General features: G+C 40.9%; 21 protein-coding genes. 11 read left to right on the top strand and 10 right to left on the bottom strand.

All coding sequences use genetic code 11. The features are described from left to right. A complete protein-coding gene (locus tag NYR63_RS04830; protein ID WP_279458436.1) occupies positions 1 to 933 on the top strand; it encodes an AEC family transporter in 933 nt (310 codons plus the stop codon). Between the two features lie 82 nt (positions 934 to 1015). Here NYR63_RS04830 and NYR63_RS04825 read toward each other — a convergent pair whose 3' ends face one another. From NYR63_RS04825 to proB, 6 genes are all read right to left on the bottom strand, one after another. After that, complete coding sequence (locus NYR63_RS04825) at positions 1016 to 2431, bottom strand: YdgA family protein (protein WP_279458435.1); 1416 nt, start codon at positions 2429 to 2431, stop codon at positions 1016 to 1018. A gap of 92 nt (positions 2432 to 2523) precedes the next feature. Continuing rightward, positions 2524 to 4650 carry a 3-hydroxyacyl-CoA dehydrogenase NAD-binding domain-containing protein gene (locus NYR63_RS04820; protein ID WP_279458434.1) on the bottom strand — a complete coding sequence of 709 codons (2127 nt, stop codon included), beginning with the start codon at positions 4648 to 4650 and terminating at the stop codon, positions 2524 to 2526. A 9-nt stretch (positions 4651 to 4659) separates the two neighbouring features. Then, positions 4660 to 5964 (bottom strand): acetyl-CoA C-acyltransferase, encoded by a 1305-nt coding sequence (locus tag NYR63_RS04815; protein WP_279458433.1) that lies wholly within the window; start codon positions 5962 to 5964, stop codon positions 4660 to 4662. A 206-nt stretch (positions 5965 to 6170) separates the two neighbouring features. Beyond that, a complete protein-coding gene (nth, locus tag NYR63_RS04810) occupies positions 6171 to 6803 on the bottom strand; it encodes an endonuclease III (RefSeq protein WP_267978577.1) in 633 nt (210 codons plus the stop codon). After that, positions 6804 to 7580: a TSUP family transporter gene (locus NYR63_RS04805; protein ID WP_279458432.1), complete on the bottom strand. Its 777-nt coding sequence runs from the start codon at positions 7578 to 7580 to the stop codon at positions 6804 to 6806. It abuts the gene before it with no gap. A 15-nt stretch (positions 7581 to 7595) separates the two neighbouring features. Continuing rightward, complete coding sequence (gene proB, locus NYR63_RS04800; protein WP_279458431.1) at positions 7596 to 8687, bottom strand: glutamate 5-kinase; 1092 nt, start codon at positions 8685 to 8687, stop codon at positions 7596 to 7598. A gap of 86 nt (positions 8688 to 8773) precedes the next feature. Between proB and folA the strand changes: the two genes are divergently transcribed. Next, the gene (folA, locus tag NYR63_RS04795; protein WP_279458430.1) at positions 8774 to 9262 is read left to right on the top strand and encodes a type 3 dihydrofolate reductase; all 489 of its coding nucleotides are present in this window, start codon (positions 8774 to 8776) and stop codon (positions 9260 to 9262) included. 129 nt (positions 9263 to 9391) lie between these two features. Continuing rightward, on the top strand, positions 9392 to 9625 hold the full coding sequence (locus tag NYR63_RS04790) for a YgjV family protein (RefSeq protein ID WP_115589814.1): 234 nt from the start codon (positions 9392 to 9394) through the stop codon (positions 9623 to 9625). A 43-nt stretch (positions 9626 to 9668) separates the two neighbouring features. Here NYR63_RS04790 and radA read toward each other — a convergent pair whose 3' ends face one another. Continuing rightward, positions 9669 to 11048: a DNA repair protein RadA gene (radA, locus tag NYR63_RS04785; RefSeq protein ID WP_279458429.1), complete on the bottom strand. Its 1380-nt coding sequence runs from the start codon at positions 11046 to 11048 to the stop codon at positions 9669 to 9671. Between the two features lie 179 nt (positions 11049 to 11227). On the opposite strand from radA, the gene NYR63_RS04780 reads away from it, so the two are divergent. Genes NYR63_RS04780 through yacG form a run of 6 tightly spaced genes read left to right on the top strand, consistent with a single transcriptional unit; the run spans position 11228 to position 15766 of the window. Next, a complete protein-coding gene (locus tag NYR63_RS04780; protein ID WP_279458428.1) occupies positions 11228 to 11674 on the top strand; it encodes a pilin in 447 nt (148 codons plus the stop codon). Between the two features lie 17 nt (positions 11675 to 11691). Further along, positions 11692 to 13086, top strand: a complete 1395-nt coding sequence (locus tag NYR63_RS04775; protein WP_279458427.1) for a GspE/PulE family protein — start codon at positions 11692 to 11694, stop codon at positions 13084 to 13086. Further along, positions 13070 to 14272: a type II secretion system F family protein gene (locus tag NYR63_RS04770; RefSeq protein WP_279458426.1), complete on the top strand. Its 1203-nt coding sequence runs from the start codon at positions 13070 to 13072 to the stop codon at positions 14270 to 14272. Before NYR63_RS04775 ends, NYR63_RS04770 begins: the two co-directional genes overlap by 17 nt. A 20-nt stretch (positions 14273 to 14292) precedes the next feature. Beyond that, positions 14293 to 14937: a prepilin peptidase gene (locus NYR63_RS04765; RefSeq protein ID WP_347710369.1), complete on the top strand. Its 645-nt coding sequence runs from the start codon at positions 14293 to 14295 to the stop codon at positions 14935 to 14937. Between the two features lie 20 nt (positions 14938 to 14957). Beyond that, positions 14958 to 15596, top strand: coding sequence for a dephospho-CoA kinase (gene coaE / locus NYR63_RS04760; protein ID WP_279458424.1), 639 nt, complete (start codon positions 14958 to 14960; stop codon positions 15594 to 15596). After that, positions 15578 to 15766 carry a DNA gyrase inhibitor YacG gene (yacG, locus tag NYR63_RS04755; RefSeq protein WP_279458423.1) on the top strand — a complete coding sequence of 63 codons (189 nt, stop codon included), beginning with the start codon at positions 15578 to 15580 and terminating at the stop codon, positions 15764 to 15766. Before coaE ends, yacG begins: the two co-directional genes overlap by 19 nt. 75 nt (positions 15767 to 15841) lie before the next feature. Here the strand turns inward: yacG and holA are convergent, their stop codons facing one another. The 3 genes from holA to leuS all read right to left on the bottom strand — a co-directional run bounded on the left by holA (position 15842) and on the right by leuS (position 20150). Further along, on the bottom strand, positions 15842 to 16867 hold the full coding sequence (holA, locus tag NYR63_RS04750; RefSeq protein WP_279458422.1) for a DNA polymerase III subunit delta: 1026 nt from the start codon (positions 16865 to 16867) through the stop codon (positions 15842 to 15844). A 101-nt stretch (positions 16868 to 16968) separates the two neighbouring features. Next, positions 16969 to 17463: an LPS assembly lipoprotein LptE gene (lptE, locus tag NYR63_RS04745; protein WP_279458421.1), complete on the bottom strand. Its 495-nt coding sequence runs from the start codon at positions 17461 to 17463 to the stop codon at positions 16969 to 16971. A 101-nt stretch (positions 17464 to 17564) separates the two neighbouring features. Next, the gene (gene leuS, locus NYR63_RS04740) at positions 17565 to 20150 is read right to left on the bottom strand and encodes a leucine--tRNA ligase (RefSeq protein WP_279458420.1); all 2586 of its coding nucleotides are present in this window, start codon (positions 20148 to 20150) and stop codon (positions 17565 to 17567) included. 251 nt (positions 20151 to 20401) lie between these two features. Between leuS and pepE the strand changes: the two genes are divergently transcribed. Together pepE and dcuC are read left to right on the top strand one after the other, a co-directional pair. Continuing rightward, a complete protein-coding gene (pepE, locus tag NYR63_RS04735) occupies positions 20402 to 21106 on the top strand; it encodes a dipeptidase PepE (RefSeq protein WP_237586305.1) in 705 nt (234 codons plus the stop codon). Between the two features lie 10 nt (positions 21107 to 21116). Continuing rightward, positions 21117 to 22409, top strand: coding sequence for a C4-dicarboxylate transporter DcuC (dcuC, locus tag NYR63_RS04730; RefSeq protein WP_279458419.1), 1293 nt, complete (start codon positions 21117 to 21119; stop codon positions 22407 to 22409). Positions 22410 to 22446 lie beyond the last annotated feature (37 nt).

Here is a 22446-nt window from a genome sequence, read left to right as displayed (position 1 = left end):
ATGGAAATCGCTTTATTATTAGCGGAGAAAATTACCCAATTAACCATCATTGTCTTGCTTGGTTATTTATTGGTAAAACTGAAGTTATTGAGTTCGGAACAAAGTTATCCGATTTCGGTTATCGGGCTGTATATTATTAGCCCGTCTATGCTGATTACCGCTTTTCAAATCGAATATTCGGACGCTATTTTGCACGGCTTATATTTGTCTTTCGGTATGGCGATTTTGCTAAGCGGTCTGTTGATTGTGATCGGTAAAATATTAAAGCCGATTTTTAAATTAAGTAATTTGGAACACGCCACCGCCATTTATTCCAATTCGGGCAATTTGATTATTCCGTTGGTCGCTTCGTTATTTGGTAATGAATGGGTAATTTATGCCACCGGTTTTATGGTGGTACAGAATTTCTTGTTTTGGTCGCATTTACGTATGCTATTGTGCGGTAAAGGCGAGGTGTCGCTGAAAAAAATTGTTACCAATATCAATATTATTGCGATTGTAATTGGTATGCTGTTGTTCCTGTTACAAATTAAATTACCTAACGTAATTGCGGGAACATTAGCTTGGCTTGGCGATATGATTGGGCCGATGGCGATGTTAGTGGCGGGGATGTTAATTGCGTCGATTCCAGTTAAAGAGATTATGTCGGATAAACGTATTTATTTGGTTTCGTTTCTTCGCTTGATTTTTATCCCACTGATTTTATTGGTGATTGTCAAAGCGTTTGACTTTGGCAGTTGGGTGGCGGAAAACGGCGCAACTATTGCAATGATTAGCTTTTTGGCGACAACCAGCCCTTCGGCGGCAACCGTCACACAAATGGCGGTGGTGTATAACCAAGACGCCAGAAAAGCCAGTGCGATTTATGGTGTCACCACTTTGCTCTGTGTGTTCACTATGCCATTGATTATTGCCTTATATCAATGGTTATAAACTAAAAAATAAGCGGTCTGTTTTGTAAAAGTTTTTGCAAATTCTTTTCTAAACCAGACCGCTTGTTTATGGTTTTTAGTCGTTATTGACCTAAATTACCGGCTCCAAACATAATGGCAAACAGTGCCAGTTGTAATTCCGATTCCGAAACCTCTCTACCGTTTAAAGTCACTTTACCGTTTTCAATGCTCAGTGCGGTTTTGATACTTTCGGCATCAACGGTTGCCAATGTAGATTGTTGTGCGCTATTCGTTAATTCCTGAACAAGCAGTTTGGCATTTTCTTCCGGTGTGCCGACGTAATCTTCCGGCGAAACGGATAGCCATTGGGTGGCAAATTCTTCACTTGCCGCAAGATTTAGATTGAGATTTAGATAGGACGGCTTAAAGATTTTAAGCATATCCTCGATAGATTTAGCTTGTGACAGTTTCGCAATATCGAATTTATCCAAATTTAAGTCAAGGTTAAAAGTATTTTTACCTTTAGCGTTTTCAAGCGAAAGCTCACTTATTTTTAATTTGGGTGCTTGGCTCACTAATGCCATCACGACCGTTTGAATTTGCTGTTGGATTTCAGGCGATTCATTTTCCAGCTTATCTGACAGTAACATTAATTCATTAAACGATTTAGCATCTACATCCAGAGCCATATCCGCTTGAAACTTGCCTAAATCGGCAGTTTTGTTACCTTCGGTCCAATCCGTTTTGATCGAGAAGTTACCGGCACTTACTAGGCGATTGTTTTCAATTTTACTGTTGCCTTTAGATATAAGGTCATTGAGGTTCACAATACGATTTTTATCGGTAATAAAGGCGAGCTTTTTAAATGAAACTTGGTAATCACCAATGCCTTTTAACTCCGGATATTGGTTGTCTTTAATGTAATTGGCATCGTAATTTAAATCGGTAATCTCAATCTTTTCATTACTTTCCTGACTTTTGACTTTAATAAAATCCGCATTGAGTTTCTGTTTCCCGAAACCGGTATAGTCGCCTTCAAAATGAATTTTTGACGTTTCAATAGTTTCGGATTTGACCGGATTTAACGTAGCGTTACCGGCGACTTCGCCAGCGTAATTGACATCCGTGGTCGCAACCAAAATTTCGTGATTGGCAAAATAGGTTTTGATATGTTCATCAACGGCGGAAAGACGAGATTCGCCGCTTAACAACATTGGGACTAAATTACCTTTCAGTAAGCGATTTAACGGAATCGGACCGTGGTAAACCTTATCGTTACCTTTAAAAGTAAAGGTTTTTTCTCCGTCTTTAATATTGACATTATATTGAACCTCGGAACTAAAAACGCCTTTAGCAAGTTTTACTTCATTAATCTCGGCATTTACACCATAAAGGTTTAAACTTTTTAAATTATGATTAAGTTGCTCAAGTAAGGCTGGATAGCGTTGTTCGATTTGATTGCCGGTGTACCATGCACCGCCGGTTGTCACGGCGGCTAAAACGGCAATAACGGATAATGCAATTTTTGATTTCTTCATTATAAAAATCCTTAAAGAAAGAGAAGGAACGATAGCTAAATTCTAATTAAAAACCGAGAGATTGTAAAAGTTCGGTTTTTTAGTCAAGTATTCTATGCTTCGGTTTGTCGAATCAACCATTCGCAAGGTTCGAAGCGTTTGCCGTATTGTTTAGCGTGTAAGCGTAGCTGATGCACAATTTCCGTTACGCCGATTTTCTCGATATACGCATAGATTCCGCCTCGAAATTCGGGAAATCCCATACCGAGAACGGAAGCTACATTACCCTCATCGGTAGAGGCGATAACCTGATCTTGTAAACACCAAGCGGCTTCATTGATCATTCGTAACACGCAGCGACGAACAATCTGTTCTGACTCTAAATCATTACGAGCAATTGTTTCCATCACGTGATAAATACTTTTATCTTCCTGTAAACGCTCCCCGAAGCGATCGTACATATAAAAACCGCGTTTATTTTTACAGCCTTTACGCTCATTTCTGATTAATAAATCAACGTTTTCAGGTAAAGTAAAACGGCCGCCTAATTCACGCACTAAAGCCGGATTCGATTTAACCAATACATCCAACCCCATTTCATCGATCATCGCAAGCGGACCTAATTTAAAACCGAATTCTTGTAGCGAGCGATCAATAAATTCAATCGACTCGCCGTCAATTAAGCATTGGATAGCCTCAAGTAGTAACGGTGTTAAGACACGATTAATAAAAAAGCCTTGTTTATCGGCAACTAATAACGGAATCTTGCCTTGCTGAATGGCAAAATGAATCGCAGTCGCAATCGTATGTTCGCTTGTCGTGCCATGCGGTATGATTTCCACCATTTTTTGCGTGGTGACCGGGCTGAAATAATGTAACCCGATCACGTTTTCCGGACGTATCGCATGGGCGGCAATATCTTTAATCGCAAAGGTTGAAGTATTACTTGCAAAAATGGTCTTTTCACTATAATAGTTTTCACTTTCGGCTAACATACGTTGTTTGAGCTTCAGATCTTCATATACCGCCTCAATCACAAAATCGGTCGATTTTGCCGCAACTAAGCGTTCTCCGCCGGTAATTAAGTTCATACGTTGAATCATTTCACCGTGATTAAGCTGTTTTTTATCCATCGCTTTTTGCATTAATTCAAAACCGGTACGTAAGGCTTTACGAATTTCAGACGGATGAATGTCTTTAATACGAACCGGAACTTTCGCATTATTTGCAGTTAAATAAGCAATGCCTGCGCCCATATAACCTGAACCTAAAATACTGACATGAGCCACATCGCGTACGTTACCTCTAATACGATATTTATCTCTCATAGCTCGCTCGGTTTTCTTTAACTCGATTAATACTTGCGAGGCTTCACTATTAAACAGTTCGACAAAGGCTTGTTGTTCGAGAGCTAAACCTTGTTTAAAGTGCGGTTCTTTGAGTAATTCTATCAGTTTGGCAGTTGCAGGATAATTGCCGAATGTTTTCAGCCAAATCGAATTTTCCGAACGTTCGAGAAATTTATTGCGTAAGAACGGATTGCCTTCCAGCTGCTTACGCCATTTTTTAAATAAGGTAAGAGGTTGTTTATGATTGGCTTTTGGGATTTTCTTTTCCAGTAACAGTTGATAAGCACCGGTTAAAAGGCGAGCTTTAGGAACCAATTGATCAACTAACCCTAATCCTTTCGCCGTTTCGGCAGTTATTTTTTCACCAAAGAGCATAAGCGGTAGGGCGGAACGTAAGCCGATTAAACGTGGTAAACGTTGTGTTCCTCCGGCAAAGGGTAATAAGCCGGAACGTACTTGCGGCATGGAAAATAGAGTATGTGATTCGTCACTGGCGATGCGATAATCGCAAGCCAATGCAAGCTCTAAACCGATACTAAAACAATTACCGTCAATTGCGGCGATAATCGGCATTTTAAGCGTATTCAATTCTCGCATAATCGCTTGCGCATCTTGAGAAAACGCAAATAACTGTTCGTCTGTTTTTCCTTTGAAAAGACTCGGCTTTAAGCCTTGGATAAAATTATTTTCACGGGTTGAAATAAAAATTGCACCTTGCACCTGACGATAAATCAGTGTACCGATTACATCTCTTAATTCATCGGTAAAATTTTCGGGTAACCAATTTGCATCGTTATCTACGGAATGAATACGAATAATCGCAATCTGATTATCATCTACTTCTACTTGAAACATCGGTTGCTGAGTGGGTTGTTCGATTTGCTCTGTCATGGATTATCCTTATTCGCTCTCTAATACCATTGCCGCTCCTAAGCCGCCTAAACCGCTGGATGCAACTAACGAGATTCCGCCGCCTTTACGTTTAAGGGCGTAAAGCGATTGGATTACGGTGCGTAGGCTGGTTACCGCACGAGGATTGCCGAATGCGATGGAACCGCCCAAATGATTGAGTTTATCCATATCAATTTTGCCTAAACAAGCGGTTCGATTCAGTTGTTTTTTTGCAAAATCGTTCGATTCGAAAAAGCGTATATTCGCTAACATTTGGCTGGCGGACGATTCGTGAATATCAATGTAATCCATATCCTGTAAACCTAATTCGGCTCGTTCCAACGCTTGAGCGGCAGCAATGGTTGCGCCGGCGAACATATCTTGCCAAATGTCATTACCGGTAATCGCATAACTGCGAATATAGCCTAACGGTATTAAGCCGAGGGCTTTTACTTTAGCTTCATTCATTAACATCACCGCAGCGGCTCCATCCATCGGTTGAGGCATATTCGCTTCAGTGACGGTGGCGTAGTCCTTATTAACAATCGGTGAGAAGCGTTGGTAATAACTTTCTCGGGTCGCCGCGGAGATTAACGTATCGGAAACGACAAAATCTTTATAAGGACGCGGGAAAGACGGCATCACTTCTTCTTTTAATAAACCGATTTTCCAAGCGTCGGAGGCTCTTTGATTGGATAAGCGAGCGTATTCGTCTTGTTCCGCTCGGCTTATGTGATTATTTTGCGCCATTTGTTCGGATACTTCCGCTACGGACATTTGTGTGGTGAAATCACGTAAATTAACGCCGTGCGGTTTGAGATCTCGCCAAGAAAAATGACGAAAACGGCGATATTTTTCCTCGAGCGTTTCCGCACTAAAAATAGATTTTAATTTATAAATAACCCGAGGACTGATACTTAACGGCGCATTTGAAATTGAATCGGCTCCTCCGGCAATACCTGCACTAATCGAACCGCTGACAATACTGCCGGCAACATTTGCGATCGCTTGTAAACCGGATAAACAAGAACTACTGATACTGTAAGATTGTAATTTAGGCATATTCAATGCCAATGCGATTTCTCTTGCCGGATTCGGAATGTCGGGTTGCTGAATCACTTGCCCGAATACCAGTTGTTCGATTTCATGATGTTCAATTGCCGTACGGCTGAGTAATTCGTTGGTTACCATCGTACCAAGACTGGTCGCATAAGCATCTTTAAAGCCCGTGTCTTTACGCGCAAACGGTGTTCTCAGTCCGGATACAATTGCAACACGCTCACCTTTAGTTGTCAGTAAGTGCTGATTCGGCATGATTTGTCCTTAATAGGGAGGAAGTCGAAGTTGGAAAACAACATTGTAGCATTGTTAATTTGAAAATAAATAAAGCATAAGAAAAGAACTGCGGACGAATACTAAAGTTATGCAGCATGAAAATAGCATACGACAAGCGGTTATATTTTCAGGATATTTTGCAAATTATCGCGAAAATATAACCGCTTGCTACGATAGAAGAATGATTACTCGCTTTTATCTTTGTATTCACATAAGTCTTCAATAATACAAGAACCGCAACGAGGCTTGCGAGCAATGCAAGTGTAGCGTCCGTGTAGAATCAACCAATGATGTACATCCACTTTAAATTCGGCGGGTACTACTTTTAGCAGTTTTTCTTCCACTTTAACGACATCTTTACCGGGGGCGAATCCGGTACGGTTGGCTACGCGAAAAATATGCGTATCGACCGCAATGGTCGGATGACCGAAAGCGGTATTAAGTACGACATTTGCGGTTTTACGACCGACACCGGCAAGTGCTTCCAATGCTTCACGATTTTCCGGTACTTGGCCGTTATGTTTTTCAATCAAATCTCGGCAAGTTTTGATAATATTTTCGGCTTTACTGTTAAACAGTCCGATAGTTTTAATATATTCTTTTAAGCCGTCCACGCCTAAGTCCAAGATAGCTTGCGGCGTATTCGCAACCGGAAATAATTTATCCGTTGCTTTATTTACTCCTTTATCCGTCGCTTGAGCGGAAAGAATAACCGCAATCAGTAATTCAAACGGATTACTGTAATTCAGTTCGGTAGTAGGGTGAGGGTTTTCGTTACGTAAACGGGTTAAAATTTCAATTCGTTTTGCTTGATTCATTTATATTCCCAGAAAAGATAACAATCCTTGTTCGTATAACATTTTGATTACCATAAGAAATGACATAGTGACCAACATCGGGCGTACCAGTTTTTTACCTTTGGTCACCACCATTCTCGCACCTAAAGTACCGCCGATAAATTGACCAATCATCATAATAAAACCGATTTTCCATAAAACTGCACCGCCTAATATAAAAAAGATAAGTGCAGCAAAGTTAGAGGTAAAATTTAGCACTTTGGCATGAGCAACGGCTTTCGGTAAATTAAAGCCGAGTAATAAGATAAAGGCCAAGGTAAAAAACGAACCGGTTGCCGGCCCGAACATACCGTCATAAAAACCGATACCGGCGGCGGCACTAAAGGCGAATAATGGAAAGCTGATACGTTGTTTTCGGTCTTCATCGCCGACAGTCGGGCTAAATAAAAAATAAATACCGATGATTAACACTAAAAACGGTAATAACATTTTGAGCGAATTGACGTCGATCATCTGCACGAAGATTGTACCGCAAGCCGCACCGATAAAGGTCAATAGAATCAATAGGGAAATTTGTCTGAGATTAACCGCTTTTTGACGAACAAAATAAAGCGAAGCGGAAAACGAACCGCCGCAGGCTTGTAATTTATTCGTACCAAGTGCCATCGTCGGCGGTATGCCGGCGGAAAGCAAGGCGGGGATCGTCAGTAACCCGCCGCCGCCTGCGATAGCATCAATAAAGCCGGCAATCGTTGCAATGCCAAATAACATTGCTAAAACATCAAACGAAAGTTCCATAAAAATCCTTTTATTTTAGTAAATAACCATTTCATCAATATGCACGGCAACCGAGCCGAATTCATAACCGAGTAGCGATTCGATCTCTGCGGATTTTTTGCCTTTAATACGAATCAGCGCATCGCTATTATAGCGAGCAAGCCCTAATGCGAGCGCTTTACCTTCCTGATTGAATATTTTAACGACTTCGCCACGGCTAAATACGCCATTAATTTCAGAAACACCGACAGGCAGTAGTGATTTATGTTGTAACAATGCGGCTTCCGCCCCTTTATCTACCACAAGTGAACCGACTTGCGGTGCGGCGAATAGCCACTGTTTACGCCCTTCCAAGCGGTCGGATTGCACTAAAAATTTACTACCGATAGATTCGCCGTTGGCTAAATCGACTAAAACATTCTCACGAGAACCGCAGGCGATAATGGTTTCAACCCCCGAACGGGTAGCAATATCGGCTGCGGTAATTTTAGTACTCATACCGCCGGTACCAAGACCGGTTACGCTACCTCCCGCCATTTGGCGAATTTCAGGCGTGATTTTCTCTACGACGGATAATAATTTCGCTTGAGGATTTGAACGGGGATCCGCATCAAATAAGCCTTCTTGATCCGTGAGTAAATAAAGCTGATCCGCATGAGCTAAAATTGCGACAAGGGCGGAAAGATTGTCGTTATCGCCAACTTTAAATTCTTCGGTAGCGACCGTATCGTTTTCATTGATAACGGGAATGATTTTTTGCTCTAACAACGCATTTAACGTGTCACGTGCATTTAAAAAACGTTCGCGATCATCAATATCGGCACGGGTTAATAAAATTTGCCCGATATGAATCCCGTAAATATCGAATAAATTTTCCCAGGTACGGATCAATTGGCTTTGTCCGACGGCGGCAAGCATTTGTTTATAAGCAAGTGTTTTGGGAAGCTCGGGATGACCTAAATAATCTCTGCCGGCTGCAGCGGCTCCGGAAGTGACGACAATCACTCGATGATGTTGATGAAGTTGAGCAATTTGTTTAACTAATTCCAGCATATAAGGACGGCTTAAACTTTTTCCGCCGTGCGTGAGAGTACTGGTACCAAATTTAATTACAATCGTCTTTTGCATAGTCTTATCCCGATAAAAAATTTAACACCAAAGTATCACTTTTATTTGTTAAAATCACGCCCAATTTTATTGAAAAGGAAGAAAAAATGAAGATAAGTTTGATTGTTGCCAGAACCTTAAATCACGTTATCGGCAAAGATAACCAAATGCCGTGGAATTTGCCGGTGGATTTGGCTTGGTTTCGCCAAAATACGCTAGGTAAGCCGGTGATTATGGGGCGTAAAACTTATGAATCTATCGGACGACTTTTGCCGAAACGACCGAATATTATTTTGTCGCGTTCAGGGTTTTGTGTGGAAGGGGCTTATATGGCGGAAAACTTTGCGCAAGCGGTCGAATTAGCCAACACTTTTGCAAATACGGATGAGATTATGGTGCTCGGCGGCGGCGAGTTGTTTAAACAAACAATTCCGCAAGCGGACAGACTTTATTTAACGGAAATTCAGGCTGAAATTGAGGGCGATACGTTGTTTGAGTTTGACGAATCAAATTGGCGGTTATCCGAAGAAAAATGGTCGGAAATTGACGAACAAAACGCCTATCGTTGTCATTTTATGATTTTAGAAAGAAAATAATTTGTTTGTTTTGTGAGCAGTTAATTCATCTTTACAAAACGCAAACCTTTGCATTTTTATTGCTTAAACACAAAGTAAAAAAGAAAGCGTACAATCGGTTCGACAATTTTATTATTTAAAGGAGTAAATATGGATTACGTTGAACTGTTAGGTTATGTCGCAATGGCGTTTGTCGGTTTATCTTTTGTACTAAAAGATGTGATTAAGCTTCGTTTGATTAATGCGATTGGTTGCGTACTGTTCGTAATTTACGGCTTTTTTATCGGATCTATTCCGGTAATGGTAATGAACCTATTTGTTGCGTTATTGAATTTCTATTTTGTCTTTAAAAATTGGCATAGACCGGTTGAAATAAATTCGTAAGATTTTAACTAAAACAGACCGCTTGCCACGGTCTGTTTTTGTATTAGAGATTGCCGAGGATATCCAGTGCGTCGCTTAATTTTTTAACGGTAAACACTTCCATGCCTTTAATCGGTTTTTTGGGGGCGTTGCCATGCGGAATGATCGCGCGTTTAAAGCCGTGTTTCGCCGCTTCGCTAATACGTTCCTGACCGCTCGGTACCGGGCGAATTTCACCGGCTAACCCGACTTCGCCGAATACCACTAAATCTTGTGGTAACGAGCGATTTCTAAAACTGGAAATTAAAGCCAAAATTAACGCAAGATCGGCACTGGTTTCAGTCACTTTTACCCCACCGACTACATTGACGAACACATCTTGATCCGACATTTGCAAACCGCCATGCCGATGTAATACTGCAAGTAATAAGGATAAACGGTTGTGATCCAATCCGACCGCAACACGACGAGGGTTGGCTAACATAGAGTGATCGACTAACGCTTGAATTTCAACTAATAACGGACGGGTTCCTTCCCAAAGTACCATTACGGAACTGCCCGGTGTTTGCTCATCACTACGGCTAAGGAAAATCGCAGAAGGATTTTTTACTTCTCGTAAACCTTGTTCGGTCATAGCAAATACGCCCAATTCATTGACCGCACCGAAACGGTTTTTCTGGCTGCGTAAGGTACGGAATCGAGAATCCGATTCGCCTTCCAGTAAAATTGACGCATCGATACAATGCTCTAATACTTTAGGGCCGGCGAGCGTACCGTCTTTGGTTACGTGTCCGACCATAATAATCGCTACTTGCCGTGTTTTCGCATAGCGAGTTAAAAACGAAGCACACTCCCGCACTTGAGAAACACTGCCGGGAGAAGATTGAATATCGGCAAGGTGCATCACTTGGATAGAGTCTATCACCATAATTTTCGGTTTTTCTTGGTCGGCGATATTACAAATATGCTCAACGGAGGTTTCGGAAAGCATTTTTAAATTTTCGGTCGGTAAGCCTAAACGGTTAGCCCTCATCGCCACCTGTTGTAAGGATTCTTCACCGGTGACATAAAGCGTTGGTAAATCTTTAGCTAAGCCGCACATTACTTGCAGAAGCAAGGTGGATTTACCGGCACCGGGATGACCGCCGATTAAAATCGCCGAACCCGGTACAACACCTCCGCCCAGTACGCGATCAAGTTCATTAAAACCGCTGCTGAAACGAGGGACTTCTTGTAAGCTGATTTCAGATAAAGTTTGTACTTTGCCGGAGGTCTCCCCGGCATAACCGCTGAAGCGGTCGTTTTTATTTGATTCTTTAGCTGAGATTAAGCGAACTTCGCTAATCGTATTCCATGCCTTGCACTCTTTACATTGTCCCATCCAGCGAGAATATTCCGCGCCGCAATCATTACATACATAAGCTGTTTTGGGTGCCTTTGCCATTTTGACCTCTGAATTGATTAAAACGTTGTCATCATAACAAAAGATACTGACTAAATAAACAGTTATAAATTTACTGTTTTTGCGATACGGATCGCAGAAGTACATTATGCCGCTAGTGAGAACATACAAAATATTGCACACTTTTTAAAGGCATCTGTTGGAAATAAAAGGAGTACGGTATGCAAAAACTAAATCTTATTCGACCGCTAACTAAAGCATTTACTTTAATTGAATTGATGATCGTGATTGCGATTATCGCCATTCTTGCTACGGTTGCGATTCCGTCATACAACAGTTATACCCAAAAAGCGGCACTTTCCGAATTGTTATCGGCGTCGGCTTCCTATAAAACGGATGTTGAAATTTGTATGTATAACACGGGAGAGGCGAAAAATTGTAGTAGCGGTCAGAACGGCGTTAGCAAAATTACGGAGCTTAAAAGAGCTAAATATCTAAATACGATTACGGTTGAAAGCGGCACGATTACAGTGACGGGGAAGGGGAATCTACAGGAATACGGCTATACAATGACACCGAACTATAACGGGAATACGATTTCTTGGGAAACGAAATGTAACGGGGCAGATTTGAGTTTATTTCCGGCAAATTTCTGTGCCGCAAATTAAATCCTTCGGAGCACGATATGCAGTATTCGGTATGTGACATAAACAGTAGGCAAGTATTGCGGATCTCCGATGAACGATGGCAAAAAAATGCTGAGGAAGGTCATATTCTATTACGTTATCTTGCCGTACCGATTCAGGAAGATGAGCAAATCTTGTGGCTTGCAATCGACGATATGAATAATCTCAGTGCTTGCGAAATTTTTGCTTTTATTGCTCATAAGCGAATTGAACCGGTATTGGTTTCCTCCGAAGAATTGAAATATCTACTTGGACAATTAATGCCGGAACAACAGTCCGTATATGAAGAAACCGAACTGCATTATCAGTCTTTAGAACAAACGGAACATTTGGATTTTAATGATCCTATTATTCAAGTGTTAGATAGCCTGTTTAAATACAGTTTAAAGCACAATGTCTCGGATATTCATTTAGAACCGCAGAAAGACAATATGCTGATTCGATTACGTATTGACGGTGTGTTACATCACTATAAATCACTTTCTCTTCAGCTTGCCAACCGTATTCTTTCTCGAATTAAATTATTAGCGAAACTCGATATTAGCGAATCTCGTCTTCCGCAAGACGGGCAATTTAGTTTTAAAACCGCATTATCAGAAACATTGGATTTTCGCGTTTCAAGTTTACCGACTAATTGGGGAGAGAAAGTAGTTTTACGTTTACAAAAAAATAAGCCTACGCATTTCGATTTTATTTCCTTAGGCTTTTTAGCGGAACAGCAAGAAAAACTATTACAGGCACTGCGACAACCCCAAGGGCTAATACTGGTAACAGGGCCGACGGGCAGCGGTAAGAGCATTACGTTATACAGCGCATTAGATTATTTAAATGACAGTAAAAGGCATATTTTGACCGCGGAAGATCCTATTGAAATCGAGCTTGATGGAATTATTCAAACGCAAGTAAATCCTGCGATAAATTTGGGTTTTAGTCGGTTATTGAGGACGTTTTTACGTCAAGATCCGGATGTGATTATGTTAGGGGAGATTCGTGATCAAGAAAGTGCCGAAATAGCGTTGAGTGCGGCGCAAACCGGGCATTTGGTTCTCTCTACTTTGCACACTAATGATGCGCCTTCGGCTATTGAACGTTTATTACAACTCGGTATAAAAGAATATGAAATCAATAATTCGTTATTACTTGTTATAGCGCAACGTTTAGTACGTAAATTATGTACTCAATGCGGCGGGACAGGATGTAAACATTGTTATCACGGTTACAACGGGAGAATCGGCGTTTATCAGATGTTTTCAAAAAATGGCAAAATTTTTGAAAAATCGACCGCTTGTCTGGATTTTGAAAATTTGTATCAAAGTGCGCAACAGAAACTAAACGCCGGCGTGACTTCATTGGAAGAAATTAACAGAGTATTAGGTAATGTTGAAAGTATATGAATTTCATTGGCAAGCTAAAAATCGTTTTCGGCAACCTCAAAAAGGGAAAGCTTTAGCTCGTAATAGTATGGAGCTGGAGCATCGCTTATTGTCAAAAGGCTATTCTCATATTCAAATTCAACGCAATTTTAGTTTTGCGACAAAAGTTTCTTCAACATCTATTACTCAAGTAATTAAGCAGTTAGCGATTTTACTTAATGCCGCCGTTCCTTTAAAGCAGGCACTGAATATAGTGTTAGAAAATACGCAGCATATTCGGCTCTACTTATGGCTTAATGATATAAGCCGTTTAATTGAATCAGGCTATACGTTTTCGGCAAGTCTGACCAAACTTAACCTGTATTTAGCAAGAGCGGAAATACAGTTGGTGAGGATTGGAGAACAAAGCGGACGATTGGCTGAAATTCTGGAAAATATCGCAGAAAACCGTAGTCAAACGGAAAAATTGCATACAAGAATTAAAAAGATAATGTTTTATCCTGCCGTTACCTTGAGTATTTCACTGGTACTTTCTCTCGGAATGTTACTGTTTATCGTACCTCAGTTTGTTGAGCTTTATGCCGAGAATGAAAAAACGCTTCCTTTTATTACGCAGATACTCTTTATATTATCAAACTTTTTACGGCAGTATTTATTATTGATTCTTATGGTAAGCGTAGTAGCGGTCGGTTTTTTCTGCTTTTTTGCAAAAAAATATCGGCTTTTAACCTCTGTTAAATTAGGAATTTTAAATTTGTTACCACTTTTTAATAAAGTGGCAGAAAATGCCCGTATTGTATTTTTTAGCGAAAATTTGGCTTTAATGTTAAAAGCGCATATTCGACTTGAAGTTGCGCTAAATACCTTTCTGGCTACGCAATCACAAGATTTGATTTTACAAAAAGAAGTCAAAAATATTCTAGCACTTTTAAAACAAGGTTATCGTTTTTCTGAAAGTATAAATCCGAGTATTTTTACTGTGCAAGTCGTGCAAATGCTTGCTATCGGGGAGAAAAGCGGCAATTTAGCGCAAATGTGCGGTTATATCGGGGAACAATTTCGGCAACAATTAAATGATCAAATTGATCTGCTATCACAACTTCTTGAACCGATGTTAATGCTGGTTATCGGACTAATTATCGGTACGATTTTTATTGGCTTGTATTTACCGATTTTTGACTTAGGCGGACTAGTCGGAGGGGCTTAGTGATATTTCAACAATTGCTGATGTTGCTCGGTTCTGTTATTTTTGCATGGTGGTGTAAGAGACAAATTCCACAGTTTGCAGAATATATTAATCAACAGATTTATAATGAATATTCCGCTTTATTCCCTGTTTCTGGCAGTTACCGAGATTTTCGTCATACTTCGAGTTTACAACCGCAATATAACGGATGGGCGAATCTATTTTATCTTGCATTTCCTGCACTCTCTTTCGGAATAGTTGATCCTGTCATTGCATTACTATTGATGATTTTATGCTTTCTATCGGTTTTGGATTATTGTTATTACTTAACCGATATTCGTTATGTTGCCGTTATATTCGTCTTAGCGTTATTAGCTTCGGTAACCGAAGCATACCGAGAAAGTCTTCTGTTTTGCTGCCTTTGCTTTGGTATGCTAGGTTTATGTTCTCGTTTGATTTTAAAAAAGGAAGTATTAGGCAGCGGAGACAGTTTATTGTTGATTGCGTTATCGCCGCTATTTTCATTAGAAGAAATATGTTTCTTATTATTGATCGCATCCTTTTCTGGGATTGTATTTTATCTACTTTATTATGTGATGAAGAAAGAAAAGCTCACAAAATTACCCTTTATTCCTTTTATTAGCTTTTCGACTTTCGTACTAATTATTGATAGAATTTGTGGCTAATTATTCGTATGGGAACACAAATGAGCTATGTAGTAGGCCTAACCGGCGGTATCGGAAGTGGTAAAACGACAGTCGCAAACTTATTTGCCGAACTCGGCGTACCGTTAATTGATGCGGATATTGTTGCACGCCAAGTGGTTGAAAAAGGTACTCCGTTATTAAGTAAAATTGCATCGCATTTCGGCGATGAGATTTTAACCTCACAAGGTGAACTGGATCGAGCCAAGTTACGCCAAATTATTTTTCATCAAGAACAAGAAAAAATATGGTTAAATAACCTACTGCATCCTGCCATTCGTCAAGAGATGTTGCGCCAAATTCAAGCCTGTTCCGCACCATATTTATTATTTGTGGTGCCGCTACTGATTGAAAATAACCTTACTGAATTTTGTGATCGAGTAATCGTGATTGATGTAGAACCAGCCATTCAGCTCGAACGAGCTACGAAACGAGATCAAAGTAAGGTTGAAACGATTAAAGGTATCATGGCATCACAAGTGAGCAGAGCAGAACGCTTACGTTATGCGGACGATGTGATTGAAAATAATTTACCGCTGGAACAAGGTCTCGAAGTTATAAAAACACGAGTCGCAACATTACACCAATCCTATTTAGATTTAGCTCAACAGAAGGACAGCAAATGTCAGAAACTATCGTAAATTGCCCGACTTGTCATCAAGAAGTGGTTTGGAAGCCGGAAAATAAATATCGCCCGTTTTGTAGCGAACGTTGCCAACTGATTGATTTAGGTGAATGGGCGAATGAAGAAAAGCGTATCGCTGCTGTTGAAAATGATGTGATGACTTCGGATTTAGAAGGGCATTACTAACTAATAACTATGACGGAAGCTATTGCAAATTTATCATAAAATTTAACCGCTTGTAGTAGCTTCCGTATTCACTTTTTATTCAAAATAGGCTGAAAAGCGTTCTAACTCCAACCAAACTTCATCACTAAATTCTTGTTTTACTTTCTTTTCCAGCTCAGCTAAACGCTGAATAAGTTGATATAACTTTTTATAAGTTAAGCGTTGCACTGCCGCTTGATAAAAAGGACGGCGATTTTGCCAGACTTTCAAGCGGTCAAATTCTGCACGTAAATTACCCATATATAACGGCTGATTGCTATTTTGCACCGGTTGCGGAGAACGTGTTATTTCCAATAGTACCAGTAATTCTTTTTGAATAATACGTAGTAAAACAACCGGCTGAACTTCCTCGTTTTGTAGGTGTTTTAAAATGCGTTCTGCACGGGCAATTTTACCTTCTAATAGTGCATCAATCCATTGAAACGGTGAAAATTGTGCGGATTGTTCCACCACTTCTTTAGAGCGAGCCAGTGAAATTCTTCCGTCGGTAAAACGGAGTTGCAGCATTTGTAACGCTTGTTTTAGTGCCAATAAATTCCCTTCATAGCTATAACAGAGTAGTTGCACCGCTTCCTGCTCAATCTGCAATTCCATCGACTTGGCTCTATGTGAGAGCCAAGTAGGTAATTTAGTAATTTCCGGCGTTTGGCAATTAACTTGCACCGTTTGAGCTTCGATTTGTGTGAACCAAGCTTGTTTTTCCATTACTTTGCTGAATTTCGGTAAGCAGAGAATCAGCAATAAATCCGGATGGCTAAAATGACATAACTCGGCAACATTTTTCATTTGTGCCGCGGTTGGCGCTTCCGGTAGATTTAGAATGATAATTTGACGATTAAAAAACAAACCGTTTGATTGCGCGGCTCCAAAGAGATCTTCCCACTTAGTGTCATTGGCAACGCTAATTTCTTGCTTTTCATCGAAATCGGCTAAACGAGCGGCTTGCACGATATGATCTTTGCTTTCATTTAGTAATAGCAGATCACTCCCGGTCAAGAGATAAAAAGGAGAGAGGCTTTTAGATAAAACGTTAGGAAGTGCTTCAGGGAAAACTTTTTGCATATTGAAAACCACGGATTACATGGATAAACACGGATTGCAAAAAAGCAAAAGAATTTGACCGCTTGTTTGCTTAAAAATCCGTGTTATCGGTGGTTAATGAATTATTTAGCTTGATTTAATTCTTTATGTAAACCAGCCATTTTGATAATTAATTGGCGAGAAGCTTGTTCGTACATATCTTTAAAGATCATTTCTTGTTCTGCAGATTTTGCCAATGCAGCACGAGAGTCATCAAAGAAAGTACGGTGAACGGAAACTTCTAACGGATACGCACCTTTTTTCGGTACATCGACAATCGCTTGTACATTCAATGTCAGTAATTTCTCCGCTTCGCGCGCTTGTTTGAATACCGAAACGACTTTACTATCGCTTGATGCACCGACAAGACGTAATTTAGCGACGCCTTCCGTTGCAGAAACTAATTCGACATCGTTAAGTTGTAGTTGATGACGTAAAGTACGTGACATATCGCTATGCTGATCGGCACTTTCAAATGTCAGTGTACGCAAATCTTGCGGTAGAACTTCATTATTTTTGAAGTGCCAGCCACAAGCACTTAAGCCGAATATTGCTAAAAGCGTGAGTTTTTTTAACATTGGGAGCTCCCATTTGAATTGGTTTGTATGAGCGTACTACAAACGCCCTTTTCCATCATAATCTACAAATAAAGGGCGAACACAGTTCGCCCCTACTGTTATTACGCTTTTACCGCAAAACTTAACATTTTATACGGTACATAGATTTCTTTAACGATTTCTACGCCTTCTAAGAATTTCGCTACGTTTGCATCCGCTTTCGCAATCGCTTTGACTTCATCTTCGGTTGCTGTTGCCGAAACGGTGACTTTACCACGTACTTTACCGTTTACCTGTACCACAACTAATTTTTCGTCTTCAACCATTGCCGATTCGTCCGCAACTACCCATGGTGCGAAGTCAATCGTATCGTTATTGCCTAACGCTTGCCATAATTCGAAACAGATATGTGGTGTGATTGGGTAAAGCATACGGACTACCGCACTTAATGCTTCCGCCATTACCGCTTTATCTTGTTCGTTTTCCAGCGGTGCTCTAGTTAGCTTGTTCATCAATTCCATAATCGCAGCAATTGCGGTATTGAATGTTTGGCGGCGACCGATATCGTCAGACACTTTCGCAATCGTTTTGTGTACGTCACGGCGAAGTTCTTTTTGTGCTTTGCTTAATGCTGCCACATTTAATGCCGTTGTCGCAGGATTTTGGCTGTATTCATACACCAAGTTCCATACACGACCTAAGAAGCGTTTTGCACCTTCCACACCGGATTCTTGCCATTCAAGCGTCATTTCTGCCGGTGAAGCGAACATCATAAATAAACGTACTGTATCCGCACCGTATTTTTCCACCATTTCTTGTGGGTCGATACCGTTGTTTTTCGATTTCGACATTTTGGTCATACCGCTGTGAACTAACTCACGACCTTCCGGATCAGTCGCTTTGATGATACGACCTTTCTCATCACGCTCAAGAGTTACTTGTGTCGGGCTAACCCAAATACGCTCGTTAGTCGGGCTGGTATAGTAGAACGCATCGGCAAGCACCATACCTTGGCATAAAAGTTTGGTTGCCGGTTCGTCAGAATTTAAAATGCCCGCATCACGTAATAATTTGTGGAAGAAACGGAAGTAGAGTAAGTGCATTGTTGCGTGTTCGATACCGCCGATATATTGATCCACCGGTAACCAGTAATTCGCTTCATCCGAATCTAACATACCTTCGTGATATTGTGGGCAAGTGTAACGTGCGTAGTACCAAGACGATTCCATAAAGGTATCGAACGTATCGGTTTCTTTTAACGCAGGTTTGCCGTTATAAGTGGTTTTCGCCCATTCAGGATCCGCTTTGATCGGGCTTTGTACGCCGTTCATCACTACATCTTCAGGCAGAATTACCGGTAAATCTTGCATCGGCACTGTCACTACTTCGCCGTCTTCGGTAGTCATCATTGGGATTGGCGCACCCCAGTAACGCTGACGAGATACACCCCAGTCACGTAAACGGAAGTTCACTTGGCGTTTACCTACACCCATTGCTTCTAATTTATCCGCAATCGCATTGAATGAACCATTGAAGTCCAAACCGTCAAATTCCATTGAATTGATGAGCTTGCCGTGTTCGGTATAAGCCGCCTTTGAGAAATCCCATTCAGAACCGTCAAGCGGTTGAATTACTTGATTAATTGGTAAACTGTATTTTTGAGCAAATTCAAAGTCACGTTCATCGTGAGCCGGCACAGCCATTACCGCCCCCGTACCGTAGTGCATTAATACGAAGTTCGCAACCCAAACCGGTACTTCTTTACCTGTTAGCGGGTGGATAGCGAACAAGCCGGTTGCCATCCCTTTTTTCTCCATGGTCGCTAATTCGGCTTCCGCAACTTTGGTGTTTTTCGCTTCACGAATAAATTCCGCAAGTGCCGGATTATTTTCTGCCGCCATTTCCGCTAACGGGTGCGCTGCAGCAACCGCTACATAGCTCACACCGAAGAATGTATCCGGACGAGTAGTGTAAACCGGTAATTCCGCATTTGAACCAACGATTTTGAAGGTGATTTCAACCCCTTCGGAACGACCGATCCAGTTACGTTGCATAGTTTTTACTTGATCAGGCCATTGAGGAAGATTATCTAAATGATTTAATAATTCTTCTGCGTAGTCGGTAATTTTAATAAACCATTGTGGGATTTCACGCTGTTCCACAGGCGTATCACAACGCCAGCAGCAACCTTCGTGAACTTGCTCGTTCGCAAGCACGGTTGCATCGTTCGGACACCAGTTTACCGTTGAGGTTTTTTTATACACTAAACCTTTTTTGTAAAGTTCGGTGAAGAACCATTGTTCCCATTTGTAGTATTCCGGACGGCAAGTGGTTACTTCGCGATCCCAATCGTAAGAAAAGCCCAACATTTTGAGCTGACCTTTCATATACTCAATGTTTTCATAAGTCCATTTTGCCGGAGCGGTATTATTTTTTACTGCCGCACCTTCCGCCGGTAAGCCAAATGCGTCCCAACCCATTGGTTGTAACACATTTTTACCGATCATACGTTGATAACGAGAAACCACATCACCGATGGTGTAGTTACGCACATGACCCATATGTAATTTACCTGATGGATACGGCAACATTGAAAGGCAATAGTATTTCTCTTTTGTGACATCTTTGACGGCTTTAAAAACTTTATTTTCTGCCCAGAATTGCTGAACTTTAGGTTCAATTGCACTTGGGTTATATTGTTGTTGCATAAATTTTAACCTTTGAATCTTATCGAAAAAAATTACTGTTAGCATACCTTAAAAACGACTTTTTTTGAATGGCAAGCGGTCGGATTTTAGGGATTTTTTGCAAGTGAAAGAATTTATCCGAAAGTAAAGAAGTAATTTGTAGGAAACGTATTTTATTTTGTGACAACTGTCAAAAAATAGAAGTTTTGTTTTTGCTTTTTATTTATCTAACGGGATAATGTGAATCTATAAAATTATAGAGGAGAGTCAATATGAAAAATATGTTGTTAATGAGTGGTTCCAAATATAAGGATACGGCTTATTTAGTACATACTTTACCGTGGTTAGCACAATTCTTAGCAGATTATAAAGGTAAGAAAGTCGCTTTCGTACCGTATGCGGGAGTACGCCGTTCATTTGATGAATATGAAACGACCGTACAAAACGCATTACAATCTTTAGAGGTTGAAATCGTCTCGGTACATCGAGGCAAACAACATCGCGATATTATCGAACAAGCGGATGTGATTGCGATTGGCGGCGGTAACACGTTCTGTTTATTGAAACAGATGTATGAACATGACTTATTGGATGCCATTCGAGCCAAAGTAAATAGCGGGACGCCTTATTTCGGCTGGAGTGCCGGTGCGAATGTCGCAGGCAGCTCGATTATGACTACCAATGATATGCCGATTACCTATCCGCCGTCTTTTAATGCGTTAAATCTTTTCCCTCATCAAATCAATCCGCATTTTATTTCCGGCAAAATGCAAGGGCATAACGGCGAAAGTCGAGAAGAACGTTTAGAAGAATTTTTAATCGTGAATCCTCAATCTTTGGTTTATGCAATGCCGGAAGGTACCGCATTACATATTCAAGGCGAACAAGCGACCGTACTCGGTGCGCAAGATATTCTTTGTTTTAGTGAAAAAATGCAGCTTGATACTAAAGCGGTAAATTCAACATTTAACTACTAAGGAATTTATTATGGATGAACTCAAACCTTTTGTTGCCATTATCGGCATTGTGGTCACGGTTTACCTGTTGATTAAAAAATATGACACCCGAACGGTATTAATCGGTATCGGTTTAATTATGTCGGTCGTAACACTTAATCCGATGGGGGCATTAGACGCCTTTGCCAAATCAATGACCTCAAGCGGTCTGATTATGGCGATTTGTTCCAGTATGGGTTTTGCTTATGTAATGAAATACACCCAATGCGATACGCATTTGGTGCATTTGCTTACTAAGCCGTTAAGCGGTCTTAAATTCTTTTTAATCCCGATTGCGACCATTATTACCTTCTTTATTAATATTGCGATTCCTTCTGCGGCAGGTTGTGCGGCTGCGGTGGGTGCAACTTTAATTCCGGTATTAAAAAGTGCGGGCGTACGTCCTGCAACCGCTGGTGCGGCAATTTTGGCGGGAACATTCGGTTCGATGATGAGCCCGGGATCTTCTCACTCGGCAATGATTAGTGAAATGTCGAATTTAACCATTACCGAAGTGAACCTTTCTCATGCACCTTATACTATGATCGCTGGTGCTATCGGTGCAGTTGCTTTAACTTTGATGGCAATTATTTTTAAAGATTACGGCGAAGAACATCGTAAAGCTTATTTAGCTGAAAACCAAAATGCGGAAACCAAGTTTAGCGGTGTTAATCCGTTATATGCGCTTGCTCCGTTATTACCGTTAATTATCCTTGTTATCGGTGGTACCGAATTACAAAAAACACCGGGCTTAGAATGGACAAAAATGGGCGTACCGCAAGCGATGTTAATCGGTGCGATTTATGCGATTATCGTCACTCGTATTTCACCGGTGAAAATTACCGAAGAATTCTTCAACGGTATGGGTAATTCGTATGCTAATGTTCTCGGTATTATTATTGCCGCAAGCGTATTTGTATCCGGCTTAAAAGCAACCGGTGCAGTGGATTCGGCAATTGAATTCCTTAAACACTCAAATGAATTTGTGCGTTGGGGAGCAACTATCGGACCATTCTTAATGGGGATTGTGACCGGTTCGGGCGATGCGGCGGCAATTGCGTTTAATACCGCAGTAACACCGCATGCGGTTGAGTTAGGTTATACCCATGTGAATTTAGGTATGGCGGCAGCAATTGCCGGTGCTATCGGTCGTACCATGTCACCGATTGCCGGGGTAACGATTGTTTGCGCAGGTTTGGCAATGGTCAGTCCGGTCGAGATGGTAAAACGTACTGCACCGGGTATGATTTTAGCCACCCTGTTCTTGGCGTTGTTTATGTTGTAAAAATTAAAGAGAAGCCGCACCAAAATGTGTGGCTTAT

Origin of the sequence: Actinobacillus genomosp. 1, assembly GCF_029774175.1 — a bacterium.
Lineage (GTDB): Bacteria > Pseudomonadota > Gammaproteobacteria > Enterobacterales > Pasteurellaceae > Actinobacillus.
The sequence above is the reverse complement of the archived record's forward strand: the minus strand, read 5'-3'. Positions and strand labels throughout refer to the sequence as shown.

Coding starts and splice junctions, on each gene's coding strand:
- NYR63_RS04830 (WP_279458436.1), top strand. CDS start 1: ATGGAAATCGCTTTATTATTAGCGGAGAAAATTACCCAATTAACCATC.
- NYR63_RS04825 (WP_279458435.1), bottom strand. CDS start 2,431: ATGAAGAAATCAAAAATTGCATTATCCGTTATTGCCGTTTTAGCCGCC.
- NYR63_RS04820 (WP_279458434.1), bottom strand. CDS start 4,650: ATGACAGAGCAAATCGAACAACCCACTCAGCAACCGATGTTTCAAGTA.
- NYR63_RS04815 (WP_279458433.1), bottom strand. CDS start 5,964: ATGCCGAATCAGCACTTACTGACAACTAAAGGTGAGCGTGTTGCAATT.
- nth (WP_267978577.1), bottom strand. CDS start 6,803: ATGAATCAAGCAAAACGAATTGAAATTTTAACCCGTTTACGTAACGAA.
- NYR63_RS04805 (WP_279458432.1), bottom strand. CDS start 7,580: ATGGAACTTTCGTTTGATGTTTTAGCAATGTTATTTGGCATTGCAACG.
- proB (WP_279458431.1), bottom strand. CDS start 8,687: ATGCAAAAGACGATTGTAATTAAATTTGGTACCAGTACTCTCACGCAC.
- folA (WP_279458430.1), top strand. CDS start 8,774: ATGAAGATAAGTTTGATTGTTGCCAGAACCTTAAATCACGTTATCGGC.
- NYR63_RS04790 (WP_115589814.1), top strand. CDS start 9,392: ATGGATTACGTTGAACTGTTAGGTTATGTCGCAATGGCGTTTGTCGGT.
- radA (WP_279458429.1), bottom strand. CDS start 11,048: ATGGCAAAGGCACCCAAAACAGCTTATGTATGTAATGATTGCGGCGCG.
- NYR63_RS04780 (WP_279458428.1), top strand. CDS start 11,228: ATGCAAAAACTAAATCTTATTCGACCGCTAACTAAAGCATTTACTTTA.
- NYR63_RS04775 (WP_279458427.1), top strand. CDS start 11,692: ATGCAGTATTCGGTATGTGACATAAACAGTAGGCAAGTATTGCGGATC.
- NYR63_RS04770 (WP_279458426.1), top strand. CDS start 13,070: ATGTTGAAAGTATATGAATTTCATTGGCAAGCTAAAAATCGTTTTCGG.
- NYR63_RS04765 (WP_347710369.1), top strand. CDS start 14,293: ATGTTGCTCGGTTCTGTTATTTTTGCATGGTGGTGTAAGAGACAAATT.
- coaE (WP_279458424.1), top strand. CDS start 14,958: ATGAGCTATGTAGTAGGCCTAACCGGCGGTATCGGAAGTGGTAAAACG.
- yacG (WP_279458423.1), top strand. CDS start 15,578: ATGTCAGAAACTATCGTAAATTGCCCGACTTGTCATCAAGAAGTGGTT.
- holA (WP_279458422.1), bottom strand. CDS start 16,867: ATGCAAAAAGTTTTCCCTGAAGCACTTCCTAACGTTTTATCTAAAAGC.
- lptE (WP_279458421.1), bottom strand. CDS start 17,463: ATGTTAAAAAAACTCACGCTTTTAGCAATATTCGGCTTAAGTGCTTGT.
- leuS (WP_279458420.1), bottom strand. CDS start 20,150: ATGCAACAACAATATAACCCAAGTGCAATTGAACCTAAAGTTCAGCAA.
- pepE (WP_237586305.1), top strand. CDS start 20,402: ATGAAAAATATGTTGTTAATGAGTGGTTCCAAATATAAGGATACGGCT.
- dcuC (WP_279458419.1), top strand. CDS start 21,117: ATGGATGAACTCAAACCTTTTGTTGCCATTATCGGCATTGTGGTCACG.